The sequence below is a fragment of the Rhodoplanes sp. Z2-YC6860 genome (genome assembly GCF_001579845.1).
In the GTDB taxonomy this organism is placed as follows: Bacteria; Pseudomonadota; Alphaproteobacteria; order Rhizobiales; family Xanthobacteraceae; genus Z2-YC6860.
In genome coordinates, this window is record NZ_CP007440.1 from 1,248,193 (window position 1) to 1,273,657 (window position 25,465).

The 25,465-nt window shown below is 64.6% G+C and carries 27 protein-coding genes and 1 tRNA gene; 15 read left to right on the forward strand and 13 right to left on the reverse strand.

Annotated features, from left to right (window positions below; translation table 11 throughout):
- Nucleotides 1-3: 3 nt before the first annotated feature.
- The 8 genes from RHPLAN_RS05730 to RHPLAN_RS05765 form a co-directional block, all read right to left on the reverse strand.
- Nucleotides 4-939 (reverse strand): Gfo/Idh/MocA family oxidoreductase, encoded by a 936-nt coding sequence (locus RHPLAN_RS05730; RefSeq protein ID WP_068014659.1) that lies wholly within the window; start codon nt 937-939, stop codon nt 4-6.
- 11 nt (nt 940-950) lie between these two features.
- The gene (locus RHPLAN_RS05735) at nt 951-2,123 is read right to left on the reverse strand and encodes a radical SAM protein (protein WP_068014661.1); all 1,173 of its coding nucleotides are present in this window, start codon (nt 2,121-2,123) and stop codon (nt 951-953) included.
- A complete protein-coding gene (locus tag RHPLAN_RS05740; RefSeq protein WP_068014663.1) occupies nt 2,120-3,382 on the reverse strand; it encodes a class I SAM-dependent methyltransferase in 1,263 nt (420 codons plus the stop codon). Before RHPLAN_RS05740 ends, RHPLAN_RS05735 begins: the two co-directional genes overlap by 4 nt.
- A gap of 47 nt (nt 3,383-3,429) precedes the next feature.
- Nucleotides 3,430-4,452 (reverse strand): Gfo/Idh/MocA family protein, encoded by a 1,023-nt coding sequence (locus RHPLAN_RS05745; RefSeq protein ID WP_068014665.1) that lies wholly within the window; start codon nt 4,450-4,452, stop codon nt 3,430-3,432.
- 3 nt (nt 4,453-4,455) lie between these two features.
- Entirely contained in the window at nt 4,456-5,424 is a 969-nt protein-coding gene (locus RHPLAN_RS05750; protein WP_068014667.1) for a glycosyltransferase family 2 protein, read from the reverse strand.
- Between the two features lie 18 nt (nt 5,425-5,442).
- Nucleotides 5,443-6,441, reverse strand: coding sequence for an NAD-dependent epimerase/dehydratase family protein (locus tag RHPLAN_RS05755; protein ID WP_068014669.1), 999 nt, complete (start codon nt 6,439-6,441; stop codon nt 5,443-5,445).
- Nucleotides 6,434-7,480: an NAD-dependent epimerase/dehydratase family protein gene (locus tag RHPLAN_RS05760; protein WP_068014671.1), complete on the reverse strand. Its 1,047-nt coding sequence runs from the start codon at nt 7,478-7,480 to the stop codon at nt 6,434-6,436. The genes RHPLAN_RS05755 and RHPLAN_RS05760 overlap by 8 nt, the downstream gene beginning before the upstream one ends.
- A gap of 126 nt (nt 7,481-7,606) precedes the next feature.
- Nucleotides 7,607-7,696 (reverse strand) — tRNA-Ser (locus RHPLAN_RS05765).
- Between the two features lie 212 nt (nt 7,697-7,908).
- On the opposite strand from RHPLAN_RS05765, the gene RHPLAN_RS05770 reads away from it, so the two are divergent.
- From RHPLAN_RS05770 to mobA, 10 genes are all read left to right on the forward strand, one after another.
- Entirely contained in the window at nt 7,909-8,679 is a 771-nt protein-coding gene (locus tag RHPLAN_RS05770; RefSeq protein WP_198164734.1) for a molybdate ABC transporter substrate-binding protein, read from the forward strand.
- A gap of 105 nt (nt 8,680-8,784) precedes the next feature.
- Entirely contained in the window at nt 8,785-10,116 is a 1,332-nt protein-coding gene (locus tag RHPLAN_RS05775; protein ID WP_084244387.1) for a DUF2325 domain-containing protein, read from the forward strand.
- A gap of 78 nt (nt 10,117-10,194) precedes the next feature.
- Nucleotides 10,195-10,599 (forward strand): winged helix-turn-helix domain-containing protein, encoded by a 405-nt coding sequence (locus RHPLAN_RS05780; protein ID WP_068014678.1) that lies wholly within the window; start codon nt 10,195-10,197, stop codon nt 10,597-10,599.
- Nucleotides 10,600-10,691: 92 nt separating this feature from the next.
- The gene (locus RHPLAN_RS05785) at nt 10,692-11,720 is read left to right on the forward strand and encodes an iron ABC transporter substrate-binding protein (protein ID WP_068014680.1); all 1,029 of its coding nucleotides are present in this window, start codon (nt 10,692-10,694) and stop codon (nt 11,718-11,720) included.
- 12 nt (nt 11,721-11,732) lie between these two features.
- Nucleotides 11,733-12,746 (forward strand): FecCD family ABC transporter permease, encoded by a 1,014-nt coding sequence (locus RHPLAN_RS05790; protein WP_068014682.1) that lies wholly within the window; start codon nt 11,733-11,735, stop codon nt 12,744-12,746.
- A 2-nt stretch (nt 12,747-12,748) separates the two neighbouring features.
- On the forward strand, nt 12,749-13,516 hold the full coding sequence (locus RHPLAN_RS05795) for an ABC transporter ATP-binding protein (RefSeq protein ID WP_068014684.1): 768 nt from the start codon (nt 12,749-12,751) through the stop codon (nt 13,514-13,516).
- An 88-nt stretch (nt 13,517-13,604) separates the two neighbouring features.
- Nucleotides 13,605-13,850 (forward strand): hypothetical protein, encoded by a 246-nt coding sequence (locus RHPLAN_RS05800; RefSeq protein WP_068014686.1) that lies wholly within the window; start codon nt 13,605-13,607, stop codon nt 13,848-13,850.
- Nucleotides 13,851-13,871: 21 nt separating this feature from the next.
- Nucleotides 13,872-14,561 carry a molybdate ABC transporter substrate-binding protein gene (locus tag RHPLAN_RS05805; protein ID WP_084244389.1) on the forward strand — a complete coding sequence of 230 codons (690 nt, stop codon included), beginning with the start codon at nt 13,872-13,874 and terminating at the stop codon, nt 14,559-14,561.
- A gap of 65 nt (nt 14,562-14,626) precedes the next feature.
- Nucleotides 14,627-15,508 carry a formate dehydrogenase accessory sulfurtransferase FdhD gene (locus RHPLAN_RS05810; protein WP_068014690.1) on the forward strand — a complete coding sequence of 294 codons (882 nt, stop codon included), beginning with the start codon at nt 14,627-14,629 and terminating at the stop codon, nt 15,506-15,508.
- Nucleotides 15,498-16,127 (forward strand): molybdenum cofactor guanylyltransferase MobA, encoded by a 630-nt coding sequence (gene mobA, locus RHPLAN_RS05815; RefSeq protein WP_068014692.1) that lies wholly within the window; start codon nt 15,498-15,500, stop codon nt 16,125-16,127. Before RHPLAN_RS05810 ends, mobA begins: the two co-directional genes overlap by 11 nt.
- A gap of 6 nt (nt 16,128-16,133) precedes the next feature.
- On the opposite strand, the gene RHPLAN_RS05820 is transcribed toward mobA, so the two are convergent.
- Both RHPLAN_RS05820 and mobB read right to left on the reverse strand, forming a co-directional pair.
- Nucleotides 16,134-17,408, reverse strand: a complete 1,275-nt coding sequence (locus tag RHPLAN_RS05820; RefSeq protein ID WP_068014694.1) for a molybdopterin molybdotransferase MoeA — start codon at nt 17,406-17,408, stop codon at nt 16,134-16,136.
- The gene (mobB, locus tag RHPLAN_RS05825) at nt 17,408-17,935 is read right to left on the reverse strand and encodes a molybdopterin-guanine dinucleotide biosynthesis protein B (RefSeq protein ID WP_068014697.1); all 528 of its coding nucleotides are present in this window, start codon (nt 17,933-17,935) and stop codon (nt 17,408-17,410) included. The genes RHPLAN_RS05820 and mobB overlap by 1 nt, the downstream gene beginning before the upstream one ends.
- A gap of 130 nt (nt 17,936-18,065) precedes the next feature.
- Between mobB and RHPLAN_RS05830 the strand changes: the two genes are divergently transcribed.
- From RHPLAN_RS05830 to RHPLAN_RS05840, 3 genes are all read left to right on the forward strand, one after another.
- A complete protein-coding gene (locus tag RHPLAN_RS05830) occupies nt 18,066-18,350 on the forward strand; it encodes a hypothetical protein (protein WP_157100081.1) in 285 nt (94 codons plus the stop codon).
- Nucleotides 18,351-18,680: 330 nt separating this feature from the next.
- Nucleotides 18,681-18,965, forward strand: coding sequence for a PepSY domain-containing protein (locus RHPLAN_RS05835; protein ID WP_068030658.1), 285 nt, complete (start codon nt 18,681-18,683; stop codon nt 18,963-18,965).
- 39 nt (nt 18,966-19,004) lie between these two features.
- Nucleotides 19,005-19,562, forward strand: coding sequence for a cytochrome b/b6 domain-containing protein (locus RHPLAN_RS05840; protein ID WP_068014700.1), 558 nt, complete (start codon nt 19,005-19,007; stop codon nt 19,560-19,562).
- On the opposite strand, the gene RHPLAN_RS05845 is transcribed toward RHPLAN_RS05840, so the two are convergent.
- Both RHPLAN_RS05845 and RHPLAN_RS05850 read right to left on the reverse strand, forming a co-directional pair.
- Nucleotides 19,559-21,538, reverse strand: a complete 1,980-nt coding sequence (locus RHPLAN_RS05845; RefSeq protein ID WP_068030660.1) for a molybdopterin biosynthesis protein — start codon at nt 21,536-21,538, stop codon at nt 19,559-19,561. The two genes, RHPLAN_RS05840 and RHPLAN_RS05845, sit on opposite strands and share 4 nt — an antisense overlap.
- Nucleotides 21,538-22,650 carry a molybdopterin-binding protein gene (locus RHPLAN_RS05850; protein WP_068014702.1) on the reverse strand — a complete coding sequence of 371 codons (1,113 nt, stop codon included), beginning with the start codon at nt 22,648-22,650 and terminating at the stop codon, nt 21,538-21,540. The genes RHPLAN_RS05845 and RHPLAN_RS05850 overlap by 1 nt, the downstream gene beginning before the upstream one ends.
- A 68-nt stretch (nt 22,651-22,718) precedes the next feature.
- Here RHPLAN_RS05850 and RHPLAN_RS05855 point away from each other — a divergent pair, with 68 nt between their 5' ends.
- Entirely contained in the window at nt 22,719-22,973 is a 255-nt protein-coding gene (locus RHPLAN_RS05855) for a sulfurtransferase TusA family protein (RefSeq protein WP_068014704.1), read from the forward strand.
- 147 nt (nt 22,974-23,120) lie between these two features.
- On the opposite strand, the gene RHPLAN_RS05860 is transcribed toward RHPLAN_RS05855, so the two are convergent.
- Entirely contained in the window at nt 23,121-24,089 is a 969-nt protein-coding gene (locus tag RHPLAN_RS05860) for a Bug family tripartite tricarboxylate transporter substrate binding protein (RefSeq protein ID WP_198164735.1), read from the reverse strand.
- 163 nt (nt 24,090-24,252) lie between these two features.
- Here RHPLAN_RS05860 and RHPLAN_RS05865 point away from each other — a divergent pair, with 163 nt between their 5' ends.
- The gene (locus RHPLAN_RS05865) at nt 24,253-25,446 is read left to right on the forward strand and encodes a CaiB/BaiF CoA transferase family protein (RefSeq protein ID WP_068014708.1); all 1,194 of its coding nucleotides are present in this window, start codon (nt 24,253-24,255) and stop codon (nt 25,444-25,446) included.
- Nucleotides 25,447-25,465 lie beyond the last annotated feature (19 nt).

Genomic DNA, 25,465 nt, shown 5'->3' on the forward strand with positions numbered 1-25,465 from the left:
CATTCAATCCGAAAGTAATGCCGCCATGAAGGTCATGATCTTGTTGACGTAGGCTGCCTCGCCCGAGATCGGCCGGCCGGCGCGCGCGGCCGACAAGGCGCGCTGCAGCGAGGCGGCCATCGGGTTGGGCACCTCGATGCGTTTGCCCGAGAACGCCAGATAGACACGGAAGCTGTTGCCGACGGCTTCCTGCTCGCGGTCCACCTGCTGGCCGTTGACAACGAAAGACAGCGTGGACCCTGGTTGAGTGGAATCCTGTTCGAGCTCGAACCTGCATCGCGTCTGGCCGGCCGTGAATTCGAAATGCCAGGCGTTGTCTTCCTCGCGTCGCGAAATTTGGACCGGCAGATCGATCGGAGAGTTCGACGCCTCCGCCAGCGTGAGCAACGCCGACAACGCATGCGGCAGCAGATCGACCGCGATCATGCGGCCGCGGTAGCGTCCGCGGGTACGATACCTGAAGCTGAAATCGCGCAAAGGCGGCAAGGGCCCCGCGGCTTGCGCATAGGCGTCGGCCAGCAGTCCGGTCGGATGATTGACTGCCAGCCGGCCGCCGGCTGCCTCGAACAGTTCGTCTGTGATCTTCCGCACAGCGGACTGTGACGCGCGATCGACCCAGAAAAACGGCTTCTCCACCAGGATGAAGGCGCCGGTCGGCAGCAACTGGCGGCAGTGCTCGACATGAAGCTCGGTCGGCGTGCAGATGCTGATGAAGTCGACGTCGCGTTCCAACAAGTCCGGCAGGCCGTTCACGGCTTGCACCGGGCGTCCGAGCTGATCCGAAAGCCTGCCGGCGGTCGCCGCCGCCGAAGCCGAACTTCGCCCTGCGACCAGGAGCGCATCACATCCGCCGGCCGCGAGCTCGCGCATATGAGCCGCGCCGATCCCAGCTGCTCCTACCACCGCCGCGGAGAACAGCGGCGCGACACTGACCGGCATCGCTTCCTCTGCTACCCCGTACGAAACGCATCTTGAAAGACGCGATTCACGGTGTGCTCTTTCCGATCGCAACGGCAATCGTTCTTGGTCATCTTTTGATGCTGACTGTCGAGGAACGACCAGAAGTCAGTCGTGTCGTAGTCGTAGTAGGCATCCCAGAAATCGCGCGTCTGCAGATTGCCGAGCGCCATGTCCCGGAAATGCAGCGCCGCGGATTGGGAGCAATTCGCCAGCCAGCCATCGTAGCCGATGGTCGGGTAGATGAAGCGTGCGAAGCACGGCAAGGTCCGGCGCTCGGAAATCTGCTGGTCGCTGTCGTAGTCCAGCAGCAGCACCTTCGTGCGCTCGCCGGAAAACTGCGCCACGACCGGCTTGAGCCGTGCGTGAACCTGATCGATCTCCTGCCGGGTCATGATGATCGAGCCGTCTTCCTTTTCCATGCCGCGCGGCAGTTGCGGATAGGAAAAGCGGACCGAGTCCGCACCGGCTGCGATCAGATCGCGAATTCCCTTTTCCACCACGGCGGGATCGCTGTTCTCCCGGGTGAGGAGATAGTTTGTCGCGATATCGAGAACAGCGCCGCGCTCCCGGCGGCTCTTGTTCAAGCGCGCGATGTTGTCGACGACCTTGCTGTAGAGATCGGCTTTGGTCGTGACGCTGTGCGTGCGGTTGTAAGACTCCGGCGTTCCGGCATCGACACTGACCGTGATGTAATTGGTGTCGCGATTGGACGCCCGTGTCATCAGATCGACGAAGCGCGCACTGGCCCGCAGCAGTTTGGAATGTACGCCGATGACCTGGTTCAGTTCCTGCGACACGCCGATCAGATCGTCGATGTGCTCGTAGTTCAGCGGGTCGGTGGCGTAGCCCGCATAGATGATCTTGTCGACGCGGCCGTGCGGCCCGTTTGCAGTCTGCTTGATGAGATCGACGTAGCGCTCAGGCTTGAGGCGTTCGCCGGTGTTCTCGGAGGAGCCGCCGTAGCAGTACGAGCAGGGCATCCAGCAGATTTCGCGGCCCTTGATGCGGCCCGGCTGCACCTCGACCTGGTACGGCACCACGGTCTTGGCCAGGATTTGCTCGACCAGCACGTGCGCGTCGTCGAAATAGCGTGTGCGGTAGGCAATCCGCTCTGCGAGCCCCGAGGCGCGGCCTGCGCTTTGCACTGGTTCCAACACGCTCATTCGGACAGGATCCGCAACTCCGGCAGCGGCAGTACGAACTTGGACTTGAGCCCCCGCTTGCGAAGATCGGCGCTGATCGGCTGCCAATAATGCCACGCCAGCAGGACAGTATAATCGGGCTGTTCCTTAAACAAGATCGAGTTTTCGACGACCGGAATATGCTTTCCGGGCAAATGCAACCCGAGTTTGAGGGATGTCGGCTGCTCGGCGATATAGGGCATCAATTCCCGGTCGATACCGACATAGTTCAGCAACGTTGCACAACGACCGGGGCAGGAATTTCCGACGAAGCGCTGTTGTTTGGCCTCGGCTTCGACAGCCAGGTTGTAGAGGCTGCGTTTGGTCTGGAGCACCTTGGCACGGAACTGGTCGTAGATGGCGCTGTCGTAGAGACCCGCCTGGTGCTCTTCGGCGATGAGGTTGCTCAGCCCCGCCGACGCCGGCCGGTTCCGGCCCTTGGCCACGAACACACGAATCGAGCCGCCGTAGCTTGCGACGCGATAGGCGTCGACGACCGACAGATCGTAGTAGCTGAACAGCTGCAGCAGCGGCTTCATCGCATACGAGCGCAGATGCTCGTGGTAGATGGAATCGTATTGCAGTTGCTCGATGATGTTCAGCAGGTAATGGTTCTCGATCACGAAGACGCCGTCGTCATCGAGCAGGCGTTCGACGCCGCGAATGACCGAACCCAGCGACGCCATGTGCGCGAACATGTTCGTCGCGGTGATCAGCTTGGCCTTGCCGTGCTGACGCAGGATTTCATCGGCGAGCTTGTCGGTGAAGAACGACTGGATCGTGTCGATACCGTCTTCGACCGCAAACTTGGCCACGTTGGTCGGCTCGATTCCAAGCACCCGCATGCCTTGGCGTTTGAAGCCCTTCAGCAGCGTTCCGTCGTTGCTGCCGATGTCGATCACCAGCGAGTCTAACGGGATGTTGCAGCGCTTGACGAGATCGATGCTGAGCCGGTGATGATGATCGGCCAGCTCCTTGGTGATGCCTGAACGATAAGGATATTCCCGGTGGTACACCTTGCTCCCGTCGACGACGTAGTCGATCTGCACCAGGCCGCAATCACGACACCGCACCATGCGCAGAGGATAGGTCTCTTCCGGTTCGTTCAACTGCGCGGCCGTCAGCAAGCTGTCGCAGGGGGCCTGGTGGCCCAGATCAAGAACCAGCTCGAGCTGCTTCGAATTGCAGACCTGGCAGAATGGCAGATGGCCTGGCTCAAAATCGTGAACTGGCGTCTTCATCGTTGAATCTCGCTACACTTCCTGCGACGGCACGTCCAAGCGGCCTTTCAACTAGCCGACCGGCGGGCCAGCAGCAATGGCTCCATCAGCCGCTGCACGCGGAGTGCGTCCGCGAACGACGGCCGCGCTTCGCTGCCCGCCTGGATGGCCGCAACAAAGCGCTCGGCGATCCGGGCGGCCGGCGCGATGCGCGGATCCTCGCCCGGCTGCAACGCCGGCAAATCGGCGGGAACAGATGGAGTCGAGGGCGATGACTCGCCCCGGCGTTGGACCTGGAGCGTAAATTTGACCGGATTTGCAGTGGAATTGGCCAACGTCAGGGTTCCTTCGTCGCCGAGGAACTTGAGATGATGGCCGCCGCCGTTGAAAGCCACGTCACAGAGGACGACGGCGCCGGTGGCGCCGCCCGCGAATCTCATCTGCAAGCCCGCCAACGTGTCACCGCCGCTTTGACCGGGCGCCAGCGAGAGTTGACCAGACAACGCTTCGATCGTTCCGCAGAACCATTCGAGATAGTGCAGCGTGTGCGAACCAAAGTATTGCAGGACGCCGCCGCCACGGCCGCTGACCGTTTTCCAACTGCCGGTGTTGCGTGCGTGGTCATAGCTTTCAAACAGCCACGTCACGACGACGTGCCTCAGAGGGCCGATGGCGCCTTGCTCCAGCAATGCCTTGGCGACGCGCCACGCAGCGAGCTCGGGGAAAATGAAATCGACGACCGCGGGCACGCCGGCCTGGGCGGCCAACGAGGTCAATCGCTCTGCTTCTGCAACTGAGGTCGCCAAGGGCTTTTCGGCAAACACCGGGAGGCGGCGTTCGAGTGCGAATTGAGCGACCGTCGCCTGCTGGTCGGGCGGCACCGCAATTGCGACCGCGTCGACATGCGTTCTAGCGAGCAGCGCTTCCAGACTGGGTGCGACGTCCTTGATGCCAAACGCTGCCGCAACCTTATCGCGGCGCGCAGCGCTCGGTGCACAGAGGCCTGCGATCTCGACATCGCGGCAGCGCCGGAATGCTGGGGCGAGGACGTATCCGCCATACCCCGCGCCGACGATCGCGACCCGTGTCATCGCTCAGCCGGCTTTCGGCTTGGAGGGTTCGGGCGGAAAGTTGATTCGTTCCGACTCGATGACCTTCGAGCCGAATCTCACCTGCTGATGGATCGCCGCGATGTATTCGCCGAGAATTCCAAGGAAGAAGAGTTGAATGCCGGAGAAGAAAAACAGCGCGACGATCAATGTCGGAATGCCTGACTGGATCGATGACGTGCCGTGCACGACAAGAAAGATCAGATTGGCAATTGCGTAAATGACGCTCGCGGCCGCCAGCAGCAGGCCGGTGGCTGTCAGGATACGAATCGGCGCCTTGGTAAAGCCAAGCATGCCGTTGAGGCCGATATCGATCAGGGCCAACAGCCGGTTCTTGGAGACGCCGCGCCGGCGTGCGCGCCAGACATACGGAATCGAGTAGGGCCGGAAACCCGTATAGGCGATGAGACCGCGAATGTACGGGTTGTGGTCGTCGAAACCTGTCACGGCGTCGCTGACCTGGCGATCGATCAGCTGGAATTCGCCGACGTCGGTGGGGATATCGATATTGGCGAGGCGCTTGACCGCCCGATAATAGAGCCAGCGGGTGGTGCTCATGACGGTGCCTTCATCGCGCTGGGTGCGCACGCCCTGAACGACCTTGTGTCCTTCTTCCCAGCGCTTGACGAATTCGACGATGAGCTCCGGCGGGTCCTGCAGATCGACCGCCATCATCACCACGGTGGCATCGCCGCTCGATGCCTTCAGGGCGTTGAAGGTCGATCGAAGCGGGCCGACGTTGCGGGCGTTGACGATGATCTTGACGCACGGATCGTCCTTGGCGATCTCGCGGAGGATATCGACGGTGTTGTCGGTCGACGAGTTGTCGGCGAAAATATGCTCGCGCTCGTAGCCTGCGAGCGGTCCGGCAAACAGATCGCGTATCGCTTCGTAGCAGCTACGAACGTTGTTCGCCTCGTTGTAGCAAGGCGAAATGATCGTAATGCGCTTCATGTCGAGGCCCTGGTCGCTTCATCCGCCCGAGCGGCTGAGATACCCGCGATACCACTTCACCGTTTCGGCGAGCGCAAGATCGAAATCGTGGCGCGGGCGCCAATCCAGGGTCGTTCGGGCCTTGTCGCAGTTCACCTGCATGAACCGGATTTCCGCCTTGGCGGTCTCGTTGATCTGCGGCTCGGTCTTCGAGTCCATCAGTGTCAGGATACGCCTGACGATATCGATGACCTCGATGTTGATCTCCTGCGAAAAATTGAACGGCTCGCCGCGGAGCTTGGGATCGCGCGCGACGGCCTGCGCCAGCAGCAACTGGGTGTCGACCGCATCCTCGATATACAGGAAGTCCCGCGTGAACTTTCCGTCGGAGCGCAACACCACGGGCTCTCCGCGCGCGACCGATCGTATGGTTCCCGGGATGATCCGGTGCCAGTTGAAATCCCAGCCGCCGAAGTAGTTGGCGCATCGGGTCACGGCGACGGGAAGGCCGTACACCTTGCCATAGCTCTGCGCGAGCAGGTCTTGCGATGCCTTGGCGACCTCGTAGGGATGCCGCGGGGCGAGGTTTTGCGATTCGCGATATGGCACCGCCTGTGGCCCGTAGGCCTTGTCCGAGGACGAGACCACCGCGGCGCACTCCGGCGCGCGATGGCGAACGGCCTCGAGCAATTGCAGCGTGCCGTCGGTGGCGCTGCGGAAGCTTTCGGCCGGCCGGCGGTAAAAATCCTCAACGTCAGAATTGGCCGCGAGGTGAAAGAGTGCATCGATGGGGCCAGCATCGAACGCCGCCTTGACGACATCCGGGGAGGCCATGTCGCCTGGGATGACGCGGCATTGAGCGGCAAGGTTTTCGACGGCGAACCGGCTTTGCGGCCGGTCGTTCCGCACGATCGCCAGCACGTCGGATTTGTATTCGAGCAGGCGGGCGACCAGCGATCCGCCCAGGAAGCCCGTCGCGCCCGTCACCAGGACACGTTTGCCTCGCCAGAATGACGGCTCCGGACCGGCGTCAGGCACGAGCGCCGGTCCAGCGGAAATCCGCGTCGATCTGATTGCCGGCGCGCAGGTCCTGAATCCGCTTCAGCCGGATGAACTTGGCTCCGAGAAGTCTCTCTGGATCAGGTTCGTGCAGTTGCAGCCAGTCGCGCAGCTCGACGGCGCCTTTTTCCAGGTTCCATTGCGGGGCGAAGCCGGGAAGCTCCGTCAGCACGCGCGTGAAGTTGACGCGATAGCTCCGCGGATCGTTGCCGTTTTCGCCGGTGATTTCGATCTTGCAGTTCGGCAGCGTCGCAGCCGCGACCTCGGCGATCTGCCGCACCGAGTAATTGCAATCGATGCCACCGACATTGAACACCGTGTGGCGAAGGCTGCCGACCGGCGCCTGCGCGGCCGCAAGCGCGGCGCGGGAAATATCCTCGATGTGAACCATCGGCCGCCATGGCGTGCCGTCCGATAGCACGCGAATGACTCCGGTGGTGTAGCCATAGGCCATCAGATTGTTCAGCACGAGATCAAGGCGCGTGCGCGGGCTGACGCCATAGGCCGTCGCGTTGCGCAGCATGATCGGCTCGAACGTCGCGTCGGCCAAGGCCTGCAACGCGGCTTCGCCGCTGACCTTCGACTTGGCATATGCGGAGACCGGTGCGAACGGCGCGCTCTCGTCAAGATCGCCGGCCGCCGCGCCGGACGCACCGTAAAGGGAGCACGAGGACGCCATGACAAAGCGGCGCACGCCCGCGCGCTTGGCCATCTGGCCGCAGCGGGCGGTGCCGCCGCCGTTGATGGCTTCCGTCTTGGCCGCAACGATGTCGCCGATCGGATCGTTCGAAAGCGCCGCCAGATGCACGACGGCGTCGATGCCGCGAAACGCCGATTCGTCGATGTCGCGGATGTCGCCTTTCAATTCGTGGTTCGGATAGCACTCCGCAGGAGCATCCTCGATCTGCTCCCGGAAGTATCCCGTGTCGTAACCGGTGACTTCATGCCCGGCTTTCCGGAACACCCGCGTCATGACCGGACCGATGTAGCCGCAATGCCCCGTGATCAGTACTCGCATCTGTTGCGAACTCTCTTCCCGACGATGTCTGCTGCGGGAGGTGTGTAGCGTATAAGTGGAGCGGCTTGAAGCCGCGTCACATGATCTGTTGAGGGGGCAGGAGAGGCCGGCTGGCGGCGATTTGACTGGCGGAGAGAGTGGGATTCGAACCCACGATACGGTTTCCCGTATACACGCTTTCCAAGCGTGCGCCTTAAGCCACTCGGCCATCTCTCCGGCGCCCGTGTCATGAAGGCCCGGACGACTTTTTTCAAGTCCTGAGCGCCGGCATGCGCCCGTGTTTCCTAAGGAAGTCCCACCAAGGCGGATTTTATGGCTGAACACCTCTGTTCCGGGTCATATCCAATGAGATACAACGGGCTCTCCGGGAGTGTCCGATGCGGATTATCTTCTCTTCTGGCTTGTTCTCTCTGAGCTTGGCGCTTTGCATGACGATCACCACGGTCCGGGCGGCCAACGACACTGTGCAGCTTTACGCCGCCGGCAGCCTGCGCAGCGCGCTGACCGATGTCGGCCGCGCGTTCAAGGCCGCGACCGGCACGACGGTGGAGGCCAAGTTCGGGCCGTCCGGATTGCTCAAGGACGAGATCGCAGGCGGCGCCAAGGCCGAGGTCTTTGCCGCCGCCAACATGGAGCATCCGCAGGCGCTCGCCACGGCAAAGCGGGGCGGGCCGGTGGTGCTGTTTGCGCGCAACGAGTTGTGCGCGCTGGTCAGCCCCACGCTCGCGGTGACGTCCGAGACGCTGCTCGACGCGATGCTCGATCCCAAGGTCAAGCTCGGCACCTCGACGCCGCGCTCGGATCCTTCCGGCGACTACACGTTCGAGATGTTCCGCAAAGCCGAAGCGCTCAAGCCCGGCGCGCAGGCCACGCTGGAGAAGAAGGCGCTGCAATTGATGGGCGGTGCATCGAGCGTGACGCCGCCGCCCGGGCGGCTCGTCTACAGCTGGCATATCGAGGAGGGCCGCGCCGACATGTTCCTCGCGTATTGCACGGCGACCCGCGAGGCGCAGAGGCACAGTCCGGATATGAAGGTCGTGGCGCTGCCCCATGCGCTCGCCGTCGGCGCCGACTACGGGCTGACCGTGATCGAGGGCGCGTCATCCGCGGCCTATCGTTTCGCGATGTTCATTCTGTCGGTCGAAGGGCAGCGGATTCTCGCGGGCTACGGTTTCGGCGCGCCCGGTCTGCCGCAATAGAGAGGTATCCGGAGCGCGGCCACCATGACGCTTTCGGGGCTTGTTTCTCTTCGGAAGAGCGTGTCATAGTCGCTATATCTTGTCAGATATAGCGAGCGTATCGGCATGGGGACCCATTTGCAGCTTTGGCGCGGCGGCCATTCCGAGGTGCCCCCGAATCTGCGCCTGCCGCAGCCGCCTGCGGACCTTCCCAATCTGCCAGGATTGACTGTGCCGGCACTGACGGCGCCCGTACCGGTTCCGGCCAGTCCGGCCGCGCTGAAGCCCCATGCGCTCAAGCGCCGGGTGCGGATCTGGGAGATCAACACCAACCTGCATTGTTCGGTGATCGGCACCTGCCTGTCGGCCGCCGAATTGCGGCGTGTCCTGGTGAAGCTGAAGATCGCCGGCATCGAGACCGCGGACGAGCACGAGTTGCACATGCTCGGCGTGCTGCTCGCCAACCGGCCGCAGGAGGGCGGCAAGCTCCTGCAAAAGACGCTCGACCGGCGCCACGAGGTCACGCTCAACCAGTTCGCCAAGGCCAGAGACGACGCGGCGATCGGAACGCTGTGGAAGAAGGCCGTCAGCAGCGGTGACATTCCAGGCGCCTATTGGGCGGTGCTCACTCATCCCGACGCCTCCGACAAGATGGTGCAGAAAGCGTTCGGCGACGTGCACATGCTGTCGCATCTGATGGGCGCGACGAACTGCGCCGATCTGCAGCGCATGCACCAGCTCGAGGACGAGCTTGCGACGCTGGAAGCCAAGCTCGAGCGGCAACAGCGCCAGCTGCGCGATGGCTTCATCGAACGCGACGGCAAAATCGCGCGGCTGAGCGCGATGCTGGCCGAGAAGGTCCAAGGCGACGTGGCCCGCCGTCCGGAGGACGAAGCCGCCGAGGCCGCCGCGCTGAAGGACACGATCGCGGACTTGAACGACCGCCTGTCGCGGGAAACCGCGCGCCGCGAGCGGCTCGAGCAGCGGCTTGCCAATTTTGAAAGCAGCGACGCCGCGCGCCGCCGCGCCGAGACCGAGCGTGATTCGATCCGCGAGGAGCTGGAGGCGATGGAGCGGCAGGTCGCGGTCCTGTTCGACGGAGACAATCGCGAAGCGGTGCCCCAGGTCGATCTCGGCGGCGCGACCATTCTCTATGTCGGCGGCCGCGCCAATCAGTTGCCGCGGTTCAAGACGCTGGTGGAGCAGGCCGGCGGCGCGTTCATCCACCATGATGGCGGTGTCGAGGACGCCGCCGCGCTGCTGCCGGGGTTCGTCGGCCGCGCCGACGTGACGCTGTTTCCCGTCGACTGCATCAGCCACAACGCGATGAACCAGGCCAAGCGCGTTTGCCAGCAGCTCAACAAGCCGTTCGTGCCGCTGCGGACCTCAAGTCTCGCCTGTCTTCTGTCGGTGCTGCCGTCGCTGTCGCGCGCGGCCGAGGTGCTCGAAGCCGGCTGAGCCGCAGAGCCGAAAGGCAGCTTTCTGACCCGCGGAATTCCGGTATATCCTGTTGCTTCGGCGCGGGACCGGTCACGTATGGGCGACACCAGATTGACATTGCGGGTGGATTTTGGCGGCAACCGCTCGATCGGTCCGGGCAAGGTGAGGCTTCTGGAAGCCGTCGGCCGCACCGGGTCGATCTCCCAGGCCGGCCGCGAACTCGGCATGTCGTACCGGCGGGCCTGGCTCCTCATCAACGATCTGAATCTCTGCTTCCAGCAACCGGTGGTGTCGGCGCATCCCGGCGGCTCGCAGGGCGGCGGCGCCGAACTCACGAAGTTCGGGCAGAAGCTGGTCGCCGATTACCGCTCGATCGAGAGCGATGCGTTCTCGGCGACGAAGTCACATCTGCGCGATCTTGAATCGTCGCTGCGGCCTCCGGACCGTGCCTCGGTCGAAAAGCAGAAAAAGACCTCGATCAAGTCGCGCACGCGCTCCTAAGCGGCGCTTCCTTTTGCCGGGAAAACGCTGTAACCGTCCGCATACAGCGGTCGGCCGCCACGCCGGCCGTGTCTGGCACCCAGGAGACCGCGATGCTGTTCGACCGCCGTGCGCTGCTCAGCGGAGCGGCAGCAACACTGCTGGCGCCGCGCGTCGCGCGCGCTGCGGCAGTCTCCGACGATGCCGGCCGCACGATTCAGATTCCCGCGAAGGTCGAACGGGTGTTCACGGCAGGACCGCCCGCCGCGATCCTGCTTTATACCTTTGCGCCGGAGCTCCTGATCGGCTGGCCCAATCCGCGCCGTCCGGAGGAGTGCGAACTCATGGCGGCGGACGCCTGCTCGAAGCCGCAGGTCGGACGGATCACCGGCCGTGGCAACACCGCCAATCTCGAGGTGGTGCTGCAACTCAAGCCGGATCTCATTCTCGACGTCGGCTATATCTCGGACACCTACATATCGCTTGCAAACCGCGTCCAAGAGCAGACCGGCATTCCCTACGCGCTGCTCGACGGCAAGTTCGACGCGATGGTTTCGACCTATCGCAAACTCGGCGCGCTGACCGGGCGGCCGGATCAGGCCGAAGGCTTTGCTCGCTATGCCGAGCAGACCATGACGACGATCAAGCAGCGTATCGCCAAGATCCCTGAGAGCGAGCGTCCGCGGGTCTATTACGGCCGCGGCCCCCGAGGGCTCGAAACCGGGCTCGGCGGCTCGATCAACATGGAAACCATCGAGTTTCTCGGCGCGCACAACGTCGCCGCCGAGCGCAAGGGCGGGATCGTCAACGTTTCGGTCGAGCAGGTGCTCGCCTGGAATCCGGACGTCATCATCACCATCGACGGCGGTTTTGCCGCGAGCGTGCGCAACGATCCGTTGTGGGCGCCGATCAAGGCGGTGCAGAGCGGCCGCGTACACCTGTCGCCGCATCTGCCGTTCGGCTGGGTCGATTTCCCGCCGTCGGTCAACCGGCTGATCGGGTTGTGGTGGCTGGCCAAGGTGCTCTACCCGGAGCAATTCCCCGAGGACCTCAAGCCGCTGACGCGTGATTTCTATACGCAGTTCTATCACAAGACGCTGACCGATGCGCAGATCGAGAGTGTTCTGTCAGGCCGCGGCTGATACTTTGCGGACATGACTCGCTCCGCCGCGCCCGGCCTGCTGATCGCCTGCGCGATCCTCATTGTCGGCCTCCTCGTCGCTTTCACGGTCGGCCGTTATCCGATCGGGCTCGCCGATCTCATGAGCGTTGTCGCTGGCAAGCTCACCGGCCGCGAGGCCGACGTGCCGGCGGCCGTGCAGAACGTCATCTGGCAGGTGCGAGGCCCGCGCATCCTCTCCGCTGCGCTGGTCGGTGGGGCGCTGGCGGTTGCAGGCACCGCCTTCCAGGGTCTGTTCCGCAATCCACTGGTGTCGCCGGATATTCTTGGCGCGTCGTCGGGCGCTGCGCTTGGCGCGGTGCTCGGTATTTTCTTCTCGCTCGGCGTATTCGCAATTCAGGCTTTGGCTTTCGCCGGCGGGCTGATCGCGGTCGCGGCGGTGTACATGATCGGCACCGCGGTGCGGGCACGCGATCCGATCCTGGTGCTGGTGCTAACCGGCGTGGTGGTCGGCGCGCTGCTCGGCGCGGGCGTCGGCCTCGTGAAGTATCTCGCCGATCCGTACAACCAGCTTCCGGCCATGACGTTCTGGCTGCTGGGCAGTCTCTCCTCGGTCGCCGTTCCCGATCTCATTCCACTGTTCGGTCCGGTCGCGATCGGCACCGCGGTGCTGCTGGCGCTGCGCTGGCGCATGAACGTGATGTCGCTGCCCGAGGAGGAGGCCCGCGCGCTCGGCGTGCCGACCGGGCCGTTGCGCATCGCCATTGTCGCCGCAGCAACGCTCGTTACCTCGGCAAGCGTTGCGACCGCCGGCGTGATCGGCTGGGTCGGTCTCGTGGTGCCGCATCTCGCCCGCACACTCGTGGGACCGGACTTCGCGCGGCTCATTCCGGCGGCAGCCTTGCTCGGCGGCGGATTTCTCCTGGTGATCGACACGCTCGCCCGCACCATGGCTCCGATCGAGATTCCGCTTGGCATTCTCACCGCGGTGGTCGGCACGCCGTTCTTCATCTGGCTGCTCACCAGCGTCTCCAAAACCTGGTCGTGACGATGAAATTGTCCGGGCACGATCTCACCATCGGCTACAGCGAACGGGTGGTCGGCCGCAATCTCGACGTCGCGCTTGCGACCGGCGAGGTGCTGGCGCTGCTCGGGCCGAATGGCGGCGGCAAGACCACGCTGTTGAAGACGTTGCTGGGCCTGCTGGCGCCGCACAGCGGCGAAGTTCGGCTCGGCGACAAGCCGCTCGCGGGCTATGCCAGCCGCGATCGTGCACGGCTGATCGCTTACGTTCCGCAAACGCACGCCGCGACCTTCGCCTTCACGGTCGAGGCCGTGGTGCTGATGGGCCGCACCGCCCACGGCAACTTGTTCAGCCGGCCGAGCGCCGCCGATCGCGCCGTCGCCGCCCGCGTGCTCGAACGCTTCGGCATCGCGCATCTGGCTGCGCGGCCCTACACCGAGATTTCCGGCGGCGAGCGGCAGCTTGCGCTGTTGGCACGTGCGCTCGCGCAGGAACCGCAGTTCATCGTGCTCGACGAGCCGACCGCAAGCCTCGACTTCGGCAATCAGGGCAAGGTGATGCGCGAGATCCGCGCCTTGGCGGCCTCCGGCCTCGGCGTTCTTTTCACCACCCACGATCCGAACCACGCGATGCGCGCGGCCGATCGCGCCTACCTGCTGAAGCAGGGCACCCGCCTGGCGGAAGGCGTGACTGTTTCGGTGCTCAACCGGCTGCAATTGGAAGCGCTCTACGGCGCGCCGGTCGAGGTCCTGACCGACACCGGGTCCGGGGCCAGCGCCTTTCTGCCGGGCTAGGGAATAAACCGAGGGATCTGCGTGTTGTTGGTGATGTCCTTGCCATTGAGATGCCCGCCGGGCATCGGCTGAGGGAAGGAATACCCCCATGAAGATTCATATTCTCGTGACGGCTCTCATTGCCTCGGTCGCGCTTGCGTCGCCCGCCGATGCGGCGTCCAAGAAAAAGAAAAAAGGGGTGCATCGCGCCCCGATCGGGGCCGTATACTCGAACCGGGACGCCTTTTCGTCGTATGACGTCTACGTCAGCGGCGAATTGATCGGCCGCGATCCCGATCCGTCGATCCGCGCTTTCATGATACGCAATCCCCACATCTGGGACGCCCCGAACTGAAGAGTGAGTTGACCGCGCCGCATGACAAAAATCCGGGTGATGAGTGCAGGCGCGGTCGAAGGTCCGGTGGCGGAGCTTGCGCCGAAATTCACGCAAGCCAAAGGCATCGAGGTCGATCTGGCCTTCAACACCGTCGGCGCGCTGAAGCAGCGTTTCACCGGCGGCGAGAAGGCCGACGCGATCATCCTGTCGTTTCCGGCCATCGAGGCACTGGAGGCCGAAGGCCGCATTGCACCAGGAAGCCGCACCGATCTCGGCCTTGCGACCTGTGGCGTCGCGGTGCGTGACGGCATGATGATGCCGAACATCGCGACGCTCGACGGCTTCAAGCGGATGCTGAACTTTGCCGTATCGATCGCCGCCAACGATCCGGCCCATGGCGGCTCGTCCGGCATCTACCTCGCCGATCTGTTGAAGCGGATGGGTCTTTACGAGCAGATCGCGCCAAAGATGAAGCTCTACAAGACCGGCCGCGAATGCGCGCTGGCGCTGGTGCGCGGCGAGGCCGAGATCGGCATCACCTTCACCAGCGAGTTCATCGCGGTGCCGGGCACCCGGGTGGTGGGCGTGCTGCCGGGTGAAATCGCCTATGTGAACGGCTATGCGGGGGCCATCGCCAAAGACGGCGCGACCGAGCCGGCGCGGGCTTTCCTCAAGTTCCTGACCGAGCCGGAGTCGAAGGCGTGCTTCGCGCGCTTCGGCCTCGGCTAACCCTTTCGCATAACAGTCCGCGCCCCTCTCTAGGGCTACGCCGCGCGTCCCTATATAAAGAGACGATGCGCAAGCCGAAGGACTATCTGATCAAGCCGGACCCGCTCGACCCGCGGCTGACCGAGCGCGTCACCGGCGTCGATCAGACCGGCGCCAGGATCGAAACCGCGGTGACGGTCGAGCGCGCGCTGACGATCTTCCTCAATTCGCAGGAGATCGTCACCGCGATGACGATCGGCGACTACCCGGAATATCTCGCAATCGGCTACCTGCTCAATCAGAACATGCTGCGGCCGGACGACACCATCACGGCCGTCGACTACGACGAAGACTTGGCGGTGGTCGTGGTGCGCACCAAGCGCAAGACCAATTACGAGAAGAAGCTGAAGAAGAAGGTGCAGACCTCGGGCTGCGCCCAGGGCACCGTGTTCGGTGATCTCATGGAGGCGCTCGAAGACATCAAGCTGCCGGATGCAGAGCTCCGCACCTCTTGGCTTTATGCGCTGACCAACAAGATCAACACCACGCCGTCGCTCTATCTCGAAGCCGGTGCGATTCACGGCTGCGTGCTCGCGGTGGGAGAGCAGCCGCTGGTCTACATGGAGGACGTCGGCCGCCACAACGCCGTCGACAAGATCGCTGGCTGGATGTTCAAGCACCGCGTACGGCCCGACGACAAGATTTTCTACACCACCGGCCGGCTCACCTCGGAGATGGTGATCAAGACGGTGCGCATGGGCATCCCGATCCTGGTGTCGCGTTCGGGCTTCACGGCCTGGGGTGTCGAGCTCGCCCGCAAGGCCAACCTCACGCTGGTCGGCCGTGCTCGCGGCAAGCGCTTCATGGCGCTCGCCGGCGAAAGCCGCATCGTGTTCGATCAGGACTTGGCCTACGTCGAGGAGGAAAGCTCCAAGCACCGGCGGAAAGCCGCGGCGCATGACGACTGACGGTGGGACGCTGGGGCTGGTCCTCGCCGGCGGACTGGCACGGCGGATGGGTGGCGGCGACAAGCCGCGCACCATGATCGGCGGCGAGACCATTCTGTCGCGCGTCATCGAGCGGTTCGCGCCGCAATGCACGCGGCTCATTCTCAACGCCAATGGCGATCCGGCGCGTTTTGCCGACACCCGACTGCCGGTGATCCCCGACGACGTGCCGGATTTCGCGGGACCTTTGGCCGGCGTGCTGGCCGGGCTCGACTGGGCGGCGGCGCATGCGCCGGGCGTCGAATACGTTGCGAGCGTGCCGGGCGATTGCCCCTTCCTGCCGCGCGATCTCGTGACACGGCTGCATCAGGCGCGACTCGCTGAGAACAAACAGCTCGCCTGTGCGCGTTCCGGCGAGTGGCGGCACCCGGTGGTGGCGCTATGGACCGTTTCCCTGCGCGATGACCTGCGCCAGGCGTTGGTCCGAGAGGGTTTGCGCAAGATCGAGATCTGGACCGCACGTCACGGCATCGCGCTGGCGGACTGGCCGCTTGAGCCGGTCGATCCGTTCTTCAACGTCAACACGCCCGAGGATGCCGCGGCCGCGGAACGCCTGGCGGCGCAATATCCAAACGCGTAAGCGAACTCAGCCCATCAGCGTCGCGTAAGACAGAAAGCCAACCGTCGCGCCGGGCTCGAGCGTCGTCGTGTCTTCGGCAAGCTCGGCAAGGCCGTCGGTCTCCGTGAGCGACGTGATGACGCCCGCGCCTTCCTGCGGGTGCTTCACCGCTTCGATCGTGCCGTCTGTGCCAGGCCGCAACGCCACGCGGACATACTCGCGGCGGCCGCTCTTCTTCCTGTAGCGAAACGCGAGCCGCACCGGCAACGCGGTGAGCGGCTCGGCATTGGCTCCGGCGAGCCGCAGAAACAGCGGCCGCACCACGCGCACGAACGTGACGAAGGCCGCGACCGGATTGCCCGGCAAGCCAAGGAAGGCCGCGGCCGTGCCTGGATTTCCTGCGGGTACGACGCCCATCGCCACCGGCCGGCCCGGCTTGATCGCGACGCGCCAGAACACGAGCTTGCCGATTTTCTCGACGGCGTCGCGCACGTGATCGGCTTCGCCGGTCGAGACGCCGCCTGAGGTCAGCACCAGATCGTGATCGCGTGCGGCCTTGGCGATGCCCGCTTCCAACGCTGCCGGGTCGTCCTTGAGGATGCCGAGATCGGTCACCTCGGCGCCCAGCCGATCCAGCATGCCGTCCAGGAGAAAGCGGTTGGCGTCGTACAAGGCCGCGGCAGGCCGTGGCTTGCCGGGTTCGACGATCTCGTCGCCGGTCGAGAACAACGCGACGCGAACCCGCCGACGCACCTTGAGTTCGGTCAGTCCAACGGCTGCGGCGAGGGCCACATCTTGCACCGCGAGCCGCCGTCCTGCCGGCAGCAGCAGCGAGCCTTTTTTCACATCCTCGCCCGCGAGCCTGCGATTGGCGCCAGGCTTCAGCCCGGCCGGTACGATGACGGCGTCGTCCTCGGTGCGCACATCCTCCTGCATGAACACCGTGTCGGCATCGGCCGGCATCGGCGCGCCGGTGAAGATGCGAGTCGCCTGGCCTGTGCCAAGCGACGCGTCCGCGGCGCGGCCTGCAGTCAGCCGCCCGGTGATCGATAGCTTCGTCTCGCCATTCGGATCGAGATCGCGATGCCGCACCGCATAGCCATCGACCGCAGAATTGTCGAACGGCGGCAGATCGAGCGGCGCGATCACGTTATCGGCGAGCACGCGGCCGCGCGCCGCTGCGAGCTTCACGGTCTCGGTTTCGCTCACCGGCTGCACGCGCTCGGCGATCAGCCGCTCCATCTCTGCGATCGGCATCAACGGGCCGGAAAACGCAAAGCAGTCGTCGCTGAGTTGCGCCATCACGCACCTCGCATGGCGGCCACCGCACTCTGCAGGGGCGCAGCGTGCCGCAGCAGCATATCGGCAATCGTCTCGATGTCGTCGAGATCGATCACCGGCACATTGGCCTGCGGCAATGGCGTATCCGAGGCGATGGCGACGATATGCGGATCATCCGGATGGATGAGCGGCTTGCCGTTGGCCGCGCGGTGAATCTCAAGCTTGGGAAATGCGTCGCGTTTGAAGCCTTCGACCAGCACCAGATCGACCGATGCAAACTTGCCCAAAAGATCGGCGAGGTCCCATTCCGGTTCGTCACGCAACTCGTGCAGCACCGCAAAGCGCTTCGCCGAGCTGATCACAACTTCGGTTGCGCCCGCGCTGCGGTGCATGAACGAATCCTTGCCCGGCTGATCGAGGTCGAACCCGTGATGCGCGTGCTTCAGCGTCGACACGCGCTGACCGCGCGCGATCAGGCGCGGTAACACCTTGGTGATCAGCGTGGTCTTGCCCGAGCCGCTCCAGCCGGCGAGTCCGATGATGCGCATTGACCTTTGCATGCAGCCCTTATAGCAAAACGCCGATATTGGAGCGCCCTTGACGTGGCTGCCGGGCCGTTCGGGCGCTCCTTGCGGCATTCCAACCACGGGATGCTGTTTTCGTTCTTGCCGCTTTTGAATGCTGTGGCCGCTGGCCCGCAGTGTGACATTGCGCACTCACCGCTTCCTGGGTGGGTTTGCTATTGGAATGCCCATGCTTCGTGAACTTGCGCATCTGCTTGAGATCCAGAAAGACATTCGGGCCAAAGCGAAGGTGCTGGCCACCGTGGCTGAAAAGCAGGCTGGCTCGGCCGTGGCCGACCGATGCGAAAGGCTGTCGCTGGAGTGCAAGCAACTCGACAGCGCCATCGAGGCGTTCGTCAGCAGCACGCTCGCCAGCCAGCCGTCGCAGGGCACCGCTTAACGCCGAGCGACTTAGCATCTGAATTGTTTTTGTGCGGGCCCGGCTGCGAAAGGCCGGTGCTCGCGTTATATCGCCGCATCGATCGCGCTGCCGCACGCGTTCATCGCGCCCGATGTCTGCACGGGAGAGCATTTTCATCCGCATTTTGAAAGCGCTAGGGCGCGCCGCACGATTGAGATGGCGCTGCGCAGTCTGGAATTATTCTACCTCTAAAATGTTGTTTTTGCTCGCCTTTTCATTGACGTGGAATTCGCCGTCCGGCTTGGTCGCGATACGACGCGCTGTCGATCGTGGCGGCGCGCGGGGCGCAATAATGACAAGGAGTGGATCATGAAAACGCTGTTCGGTGCGTTGCTGGGCTTCGGCCTGTCGCTCGCGCTGATCGGGCCGTCGCCGGCATTGGCCGACGGCTTCACGAATTGCACGAAGGCCGCGAAGGCTTCCTGGAAGCCGGCCAGCGAAGCCGAGGCTGCGGCCAAGGCCGCGGGCTACGAGGTGCGTCGCTCGAAGATCGAAGGCTCCTGCTACGAAGTTTATGGCGTGAAAGACGGCAAGCTGTTCGAGCTGTTCTACAGCCCGGAGGATCTCACGCTGAAACACACCAAGGCCAAGTGACCGTGTGGTTGACCCGCAGCAAGTGACGCGTCGTTCGCCTTGAACAGCTTGGACAAAAACCCGCCGGCGCAAAGCTTCGCGCCGGCGGTCGTGGTTTGGGATTGGCCGTTGCGGCTGATCCATTGGACGCTCGCGGCGTCGACGCTGATTGCCTGGTTCACCGCCAACATTTTCGACACGGTTCACGAGATCGCCGGCTACACGGTGATCGTTCTGCTCGTGCTTCGTATGGTCTGGGCTTTCGCGGGCAATCGTTACGCGCGGTTGCATGGTGCGATCCGGCCGCTGCGGATCACGTTGCAATATTTGCGGCAACTGACGCGTGGCGAGACCGGACGCTATCTCGGATTGAATCCGGCCGGCGCCGCCATGGCCGTTGTGCTCATCCTGTCGCTCGCCGTGTCGTCGATCAGCGGCTGGATGCAAATCACGGAACGGTATTTCGGAGACGAGTGGGTCGAGCGCGTGCACACCTGGTCGTCGAACCTGGTACTGGGCCTCGCGATCGTTCACGTGCTCGGCGTGCTGCTGGTGTGCGGGCTTCAGAAAGAGAATCTGGTGCGCGCGATGATCACCGGAAAAAAGCGGCCGCGTTAAAGCTCGGCCGGCTGCATGCCGAGAGCGGCGATGCGCTCGCGCGTTCGCGGGTCGCGCAAGGCCGCCAGGAATGCTCGCACGGCCGGCCGGTCGCGGCGGCTTTCGACCAGGAGGAAATCGTAGTGCTCCGGCGTGAGCGGCAGGAATGCGAGCCCGTACATGCGCGCCACCGGGTCGATGGCCACGCCCCAGTCGGCGCGTCCCTGCGCCACCGCGGCGGCGACGGCGTTGTGCGAGCGCGGCTGATTGGCGTAGCCCGGCGGTCTTGTGCCTCCCAGCAGTTTGTCGATCAGAATGCGGGTGCCCGCGCCGGCATTGCGGTTGACCATCAGGCAGTCGTGATCGTTGCGCACGGCATGCACTGCATCTTCGGCGTTCTTGCCTTCGAAGCGCGCATCACCGGGCCGGAACAGCACGCCTTGCATGCGCTGCCAGCCTTTGACGAGCGAAATCTCCGGCGCCAGGAGATGCTCGTTGTAGATGCCGGTCGTCGGATCGACGAGATGCACCGGCGCGAGGTCGCACTGGCCGCGCATCGCGGCCGAGACACCGCCCTGGCTGCCGACCGCGATGGTGCGGGCGCTGAAGCCGCGCTCGGCGAGCGCGCCGACCACGACATCGAGGGCGACATCATGACTGCCCATGATCACGACGTCGGGTGCGCGGGCGCTGTCGCCGATCAGCGTGACGTGGCTTTGCGTGTCGGCATCGAGGACTGCCGCCAATGCATCGACCTCGATGAAGCCGTCGGCCTGCGAGAAGCTCGTCACCGCGCCCGAGCCCTTGGCGGTCGGAAATGCCACGGCGCCGTGCTGATCGGCGACCAGTGACACCAGCACGAACTCCTTGCGGCCGAGCTCGGACGTGATGCGGAGCGGCACGCGCGCCTCCAGGATCTGCGCCGCTTCGGGTTTGAGGCCTGCGCGGGCGCGAATTACCGGCGCGACGAAGGCGTGGAACGTGAAGATCGCCGATGTGGGAAAGCCCGGCAGCACGGCGATCGGCTTGCCGTCCGCGACCGCGAGACAGAGCGGCTTGCCGGGCTTGAGCGCCACGCCGTGCACCAGGATGCCGGGCTTGCCGAGCTGCGAGACGACGCGATGCGAGAGGTCACCCGCGCCCTTCGAGGTGCCGCCGGACAGCACCACCATGTCGCATTCGGTAAGCGCGCGGCGCACCGCGTGTTCCAGCGCAGGCGGATCGTCAGGAAACGCACCGTAGGTCACCGGCTCGCCGCCGGCCTCGGCGACAGCCGCGGCGACAATCGCGCCGTTGGAATCGTAGACCCCGCCGGGCCGCAGCGTCTCGCCGGGCGGCACCAGCTCGTCGCCGGTCGAGAGCACCGCGACCTTCGGCTTCCGCACCACCTCGACGTCTGCCAACCCGCAAGCCGCCAGCACGCCGATCTCACGCGAGCCGATCAGCTGACCCTTGCGCATCAGGGTCTCGCCGCGCGCAATGTCGGAGCCAGCGTAGGAGATGAACTGTCCCGGCGTTACGGTGCGGCGCAGCTCGATGGCGGGCAACCGCTCGATCAGCTCGGTGTGCTCGATCATGATCACCGCGTCGGCGCCGCGCGGGATGACACCGCCGGTCGCGATCGTGGTCGCAGTGCTGGGCTGCACTTCGACCTGCGGCGCGTGTCCGCAGGCGATCACCTCGGCGTTGAGCGCGATCTGCTTCGGGGTTCGCTCGTTGGCGCCCGCGGTGTCGGCAGCGCGGAGCGCGAAGCCGTCGACATTGGCGCGGTCGAACGGCGGCACGTCGATCGGCGCCGTGAGATCATGGGCCAGCACGCGGCCAAGCGCGGCCGCAAGCGTCACGCGTTCGGCGGGGAGCGGCGAAAGATCGAGATGAGCTTCGAAGCGCTTCTTGGCCTCCTCGGCCGACACGACTTCGAGGAACTGTTCCTGGCGCGCCGCGGCGCGGACCTGAGCCAGCAGGTCGCTCTCGTCGCGCGATGTCGAAGCGCCCATCATGGCCACGGCCGCACAATGACGCGTGCGCCTTGCTGATGGCCTTCGCTGTCGGCCGGTATCAGAATCCAGCCTTCCGCCTTGATCAACGATTGCAGTGACAGGTAGCCCGCTGCGACCGGCTCGACGCGGGCGAGCCGCCGCCGCACCGGCACGACTTCCGCCAGGCCCAGCGGCGAGGTGATCTTCCGGCCGAGTTCGGCCGCGAACGGCTGGTCCTCGATCAGCCGGAACGCGAGCCGCGCCAGCATGCGGCGGCCGATCGTCAGCCAGCCGGCGAGCGCCGCGTCGACGCGCCCGGGAAGCAGCAGCACCGGCCGCGATTTGACCGAGCCGATCGCCGTGGTCTCGCCGGGCGCGATGGCGACGCCGTGGAAGGCGACCTTGCCGAGACGCGCAAGCGTGCGGACGCTCTTGTCGTTGCGGCCGCTGCCGGTGCCTCCGATCGCGACCACTGCATCGGTGGTTTCGTCACCCAGCGCGGCTTCAAGCGTGGCCCCTTGCGTGATCGCCAGACCGCTTTCCGCGTTGATCGCACTCGCAATCAGCGCAGCCGCGCTTGCTGCAATCGCACCGTCATTCTCACAAACCACACGGACGCGCGGCTGACGCACCATGACGCGTTCAACGCCCAACGCCGCGAGCAGCGCCACGTCGATCCGCCGCAGCGCGGCGCCGCCGAGCCGGAGTTTCAGTCCTGCGGCGGCGTCGATGTCCGGCAGCAGCACGCCTTCGTCGGGCGCGACGGTCGACAGCGCTTCGGCTGTGGCGCCGCGCATCTGCACGGCATCGATCGGCGCCACCGCGTCGACGCCTTCAGGCAAGGACGCGCCGGCATCGACGCGGGCAGGCTTGGTTGCCAGCGCAGCCGGCGCATAGGAGCTCGCGTCGAGAGTCTCTTCCGAGCGCACCGCAAATCCGTCGCGCAACGCCAGCGCGGATCGCGGATGGCCCGTTTGGGCGATCACGTCCGCGGCAAGCGCGAGACCTGTCGCCCTGCTGAGCGCCTCCTCGCGCGGGACGACCGGCATGATCGCGAGATCGAAGCTTGCGAGCACGTCGGCAAGCGGGGTCAGCCGCGCGATCCGCTGGATGTCGGAATCCTCAAGCATGAGGGGAACTTGACGCGATGCAGCCGAGGTGTCCAGTGTGGCACCAACGCACGCAAGAGATTGATCGGATGGCGGAATCCAGGGCCAAGGAAGCCAAAACGGCGCCGGCTGCCGTCAACATGCGCGGGCTCAAGTGTCCGCTGCCGGTTCTCAAGACCCGCAAGCTTCTTTCAAAGATGACGCCGGGCGAGGTGCTGGTAATCGAATGCACCGATCCACTGACGACGCTCGACATTCCGAATCTGCTGCGCGAGACCGGCGACATGCTGGTGAGCGACAGCAAGAAGGGCCGCGTGCTGACTTTCCGGATCAGGAAGGCTTAGGTTTTTCTCCGACCTCATCCTGAGGAGCATCGCGAAAGCGATGCGTCTCGAAGGATGGGCGGCCCGGTCGGTGGCGGCCCCATGGTTCGAGACGCTTGCCTACGCTTCACTTCGGCAAGCTCCTCACCATGAGGCCGATAGAGAGCTTCACTGTTTGCCAAGGAGGCCGGTGCGTTCCATCACCGGCTTCCAGGTCGCGACCTCGGCATCGATGTACCTGTTGAACTGCTCGAAGCTCATCGGATCGGCGATCAGACCATCCCGGCGCAACCGCGCCTCGGTCTCGGGCAGTTGCATGCCGCGGTTGATCTCGGCGTTCATCTTCTCGGTGATCGCTTTCGGCAGGTTCGCCGGCCCCGAAAGGGCGAACCATAGCGTGACCACCATGTCGTAGCCCTGCTCCTTGAAGGTCGGGATGTCCGGAAAATCCGGCAGCCGTGCCTTGCCGGTGTGCGCCAGCGCACGCAGCGTGCCGCTTCGCACCAGCGCCGCCGCCGATGACACGGTCTGTACCGAGAAGGCGATGTGGCCGCCGGCCAAATCCGTCAGGCCCTGGGCAGCGCCCTTGTAAGGGACATGTTCGAATTTCACCTTGGCGAGGTCCGCCAGATACTCGCCGAACAGATGGCCCGAGCTGCCGACGCCTGACGACGAATAAGTGAGCGGCTTGGCGCTGGTCCGCGCCTGCTCGATGAACTCCTTCAGGGTCTTCGCCGGATTGTTGGCGTTCACCACAACGATCAGCGGCGAGCCCGCGATCATCGCGATGTTGGTCAGATCGCGCTTGGGATCGTAGGTGAGCTTGGGGTTGCCGAGCGGATGCAGCACCAGCAGCGATGCATTGGTGAGCACGAAGTTGTAGCCGTCTGGCGAGGAGTCGGCGACCGACTTCACACCGATTACGCCACCGGCGCCGGCCCGCGTTTCCACGTAGAACTGTTGATTGAGCACCGACGACAGGTGATCGGCAACGAGCCTCGTCAGCACGTCGGCGGTGCCACCGGCCGCGAAGGTGTTGACCATCCGCACCGGCCGCGACGGCCAGTCATCGGCCAGAGCCGGCGTGGCGAGCATTGTGGCAACGGCCAAAGCCAGCGCTGCGCGAAGCGGCCTCATGGCACGGTCCTCCCGAAGTGTTCTCGTTTTTCGAAAGTGTAAGGGAACCGAAACTGCGTCAGCAACTGTGCCGAAGCCGCAGGGCGGGCAATGGGCCGTAGACAAGCTTCCGGATATCGGGGAATGTCGCGCCGGATCCATAACCTCGCCGGTGCTGCTAAAAATGGCTATTCCGAAGGCATCTCAAGCCCTGTCGCGTTTTACCGTTCTTGATCTGACCCGCGTGCGGTCCGGCCCGACCTGCGTGCGCCAGCTCGCCGACTGGGGGGCCAACGTCATCAAGATCGAGCAACCGCCGGACGAGAGCGGCGGCGAGTCCATGGGCGGTCCGCGCGAGAATCCCGACTTCCAGAATTTGCACCGCAACAAGCGGAGTATGACCCTCAACCTGAAGTCCAAGGAAGGCCGCGCGGCGTTCCTGAAGATGGTCAAGAAGGCCGACGTTGTGGTCGAGAATTTCCGGCCTGACGTGAAGCGGCGGCTGAAGATCGACTACAAGGACCTCAAGAAGATCAATCCGCGGATCGTCTACGGCAGCATCTCCGGTTTCGGCCAGGATGGCCCCTACGAAAGCCGTCCCGGCTTCGACCAGATCGCTCAGGGCATGGGCGGACTGATGTCGATCACCGGACTGCCGGGTCAGGGGCCGGTGCGCGTCGGTATCCCGGTCGCCGACCTGACGGCCGGTTTGTTCTGCGCGATGGGCATCCTCACGGCACTGCTCGAGCGCGAGAAGTCTAAGAAGGGCCAGCACATCTCAACCTCGCTGCTGCAGGCGCAGATTTTCATGCTCGACTTCCAGGCGGCGCGCTGGCTGATCGGCAAGGACGTGCCCAAGCAGGCCGGCAACGACCACCCGACCTCGATCCCGACGGGCGTGTTCAAGACCACCGACGGCTACATCAACATCGCCACCACCGGCGGCGCGATCTGGGAGCGCTTTGCCAAGGCGCTCGGCGCGGAGGCGATGCTGAACAATCCGGACTATGCCACCGCCAAGTCGCGGTCGGCCAACCGCAAGGCGCTCAACGAGGAGATCGGCACCTACACGCCACACAAGTCGAGCGCCGAGTGGATCGAGATCATGAACAACGCCGGCGTGCCGTGCGGCCCGATCTACAACATCGACCAGGTGTTCGCCGACCCGCAGGTCAAGCATCTCGGTATCGCCCAGAGCGTCAAGAAGCGCGACAAGTCGACCATGCAGGTCGTTGGCCAGCCGATCATCATGTCGAGGACCAAGAGCAAGATCGCTGCGCCGCCGCCGGAGATGGGGCAGCACACCAACGAAGTGCTCAAGGAGTTCGGATTCAGCGCCAAGGAAATCGCCGCGCTGCATAAAGCCAAGGCCGTCTGAGGCCGGCGCGCGCAAGCGA

Bases quoted from the DNA above. Each gene is read 5' to 3' on its own strand.
- RHPLAN_RS05820 (WP_068014694.1), bottom strand. From the start codon at position 17,408: ATGGCGCAACTCAGCGACGACTGCTTTGCGTTTTCCGGCCCGTTGATG.
- RHPLAN_RS05780 (WP_068014678.1), top strand. From the start codon at position 10,195: ATGGGCGACACCAGATTGACATTGCGGGTGGATTTTGGCGGCAACCGC.
- RHPLAN_RS05845 (WP_068030660.1), bottom strand. From the start codon at position 21,538: ATGGGCGCTTCGACATCGCGCGACGAGAGCGACCTGCTGGCTCAGGTC.
- mobA (WP_068014692.1), top strand. From the start codon at position 15,498: ATGACGACTGACGGTGGGACGCTGGGGCTGGTCCTCGCCGGCGGACTG.
- RHPLAN_RS05835 (WP_068030658.1), top strand. From the start codon at position 18,681: ATGAAAACGCTGTTCGGTGCGTTGCTGGGCTTCGGCCTGTCGCTCGCG.
- RHPLAN_RS05745 (WP_068014665.1), bottom strand. From the start codon at position 4,452: ATGACACGGGTCGCGATCGTCGGCGCGGGGTATGGCGGATACGTCCTC.
- RHPLAN_RS05740 (WP_068014663.1), bottom strand. From the start codon at position 3,382: ATGAAGACGCCAGTTCACGATTTTGAGCCAGGCCATCTGCCATTCTGC.
- RHPLAN_RS05750 (WP_068014667.1), bottom strand. From the start codon at position 5,424: ATGAAGCGCATTACGATCATTTCGCCTTGCTACAACGAGGCGAACAAC.
- RHPLAN_RS05855 (WP_068014704.1), top strand. From the start codon at position 22,719: ATGGCGGAATCCAGGGCCAAGGAAGCCAAAACGGCGCCGGCTGCCGTC.
- RHPLAN_RS05850 (WP_068014702.1), bottom strand. From the start codon at position 22,650: ATGCTTGAGGATTCCGACATCCAGCGGATCGCGCGGCTGACCCCGCTT.
- RHPLAN_RS05800 (WP_068014686.1), top strand. From the start codon at position 13,605: ATGAAGATTCATATTCTCGTGACGGCTCTCATTGCCTCGGTCGCGCTT.
- RHPLAN_RS05760 (WP_068014671.1), bottom strand. From the start codon at position 7,480: ATGCGAGTACTGATCACGGGGCATTGCGGCTACATCGGTCCGGTCATG.
- RHPLAN_RS05785 (WP_068014680.1), top strand. From the start codon at position 10,692: ATGCTGTTCGACCGCCGTGCGCTGCTCAGCGGAGCGGCAGCAACACTG.
- RHPLAN_RS05830 (WP_157100081.1), top strand. From the start codon at position 18,066: ATGCTGTGGCCGCTGGCCCGCAGTGTGACATTGCGCACTCACCGCTTC.
- RHPLAN_RS05810 (WP_068014690.1), top strand. From the start codon at position 14,627: ATGCGCAAGCCGAAGGACTATCTGATCAAGCCGGACCCGCTCGACCCG.
- RHPLAN_RS05790 (WP_068014682.1), top strand. From the start codon at position 11,733: ATGACTCGCTCCGCCGCGCCCGGCCTGCTGATCGCCTGCGCGATCCTC.
- RHPLAN_RS05775 (WP_084244387.1), top strand. From the start codon at position 8,785: ATGGGGACCCATTTGCAGCTTTGGCGCGGCGGCCATTCCGAGGTGCCC.
- RHPLAN_RS05865 (WP_068014708.1), top strand. From the start codon at position 24,253: ATGGCTATTCCGAAGGCATCTCAAGCCCTGTCGCGTTTTACCGTTCTT.
- RHPLAN_RS05795 (WP_068014684.1), top strand. From the start codon at position 12,749: ATGAAATTGTCCGGGCACGATCTCACCATCGGCTACAGCGAACGGGTG.
- RHPLAN_RS05735 (WP_068014661.1), bottom strand. From the start codon at position 2,123: ATGAGCGTGTTGGAACCAGTGCAAAGCGCAGGCCGCGCCTCGGGGCTC.
- RHPLAN_RS05770 (WP_198164734.1), top strand. From the start codon at position 7,909: ATGACGATCACCACGGTCCGGGCGGCCAACGACACTGTGCAGCTTTAC.
- mobB (WP_068014697.1), bottom strand. From the start codon at position 17,935: ATGCGCATCATCGGACTCGCCGGCTGGAGCGGCTCGGGCAAGACCACG.
- RHPLAN_RS05860 (WP_198164735.1), bottom strand. From the start codon at position 24,089: ATGAGGCCGCTTCGCGCAGCGCTGGCTTTGGCCGTTGCCACAATGCTC.
- RHPLAN_RS05805 (WP_084244389.1), top strand. From the start codon at position 13,872: ATGACAAAAATCCGGGTGATGAGTGCAGGCGCGGTCGAAGGTCCGGTG.
- RHPLAN_RS05730 (WP_068014659.1), bottom strand. From the start codon at position 939: ATGCCGGTCAGTGTCGCGCCGCTGTTCTCCGCGGCGGTGGTAGGAGCA.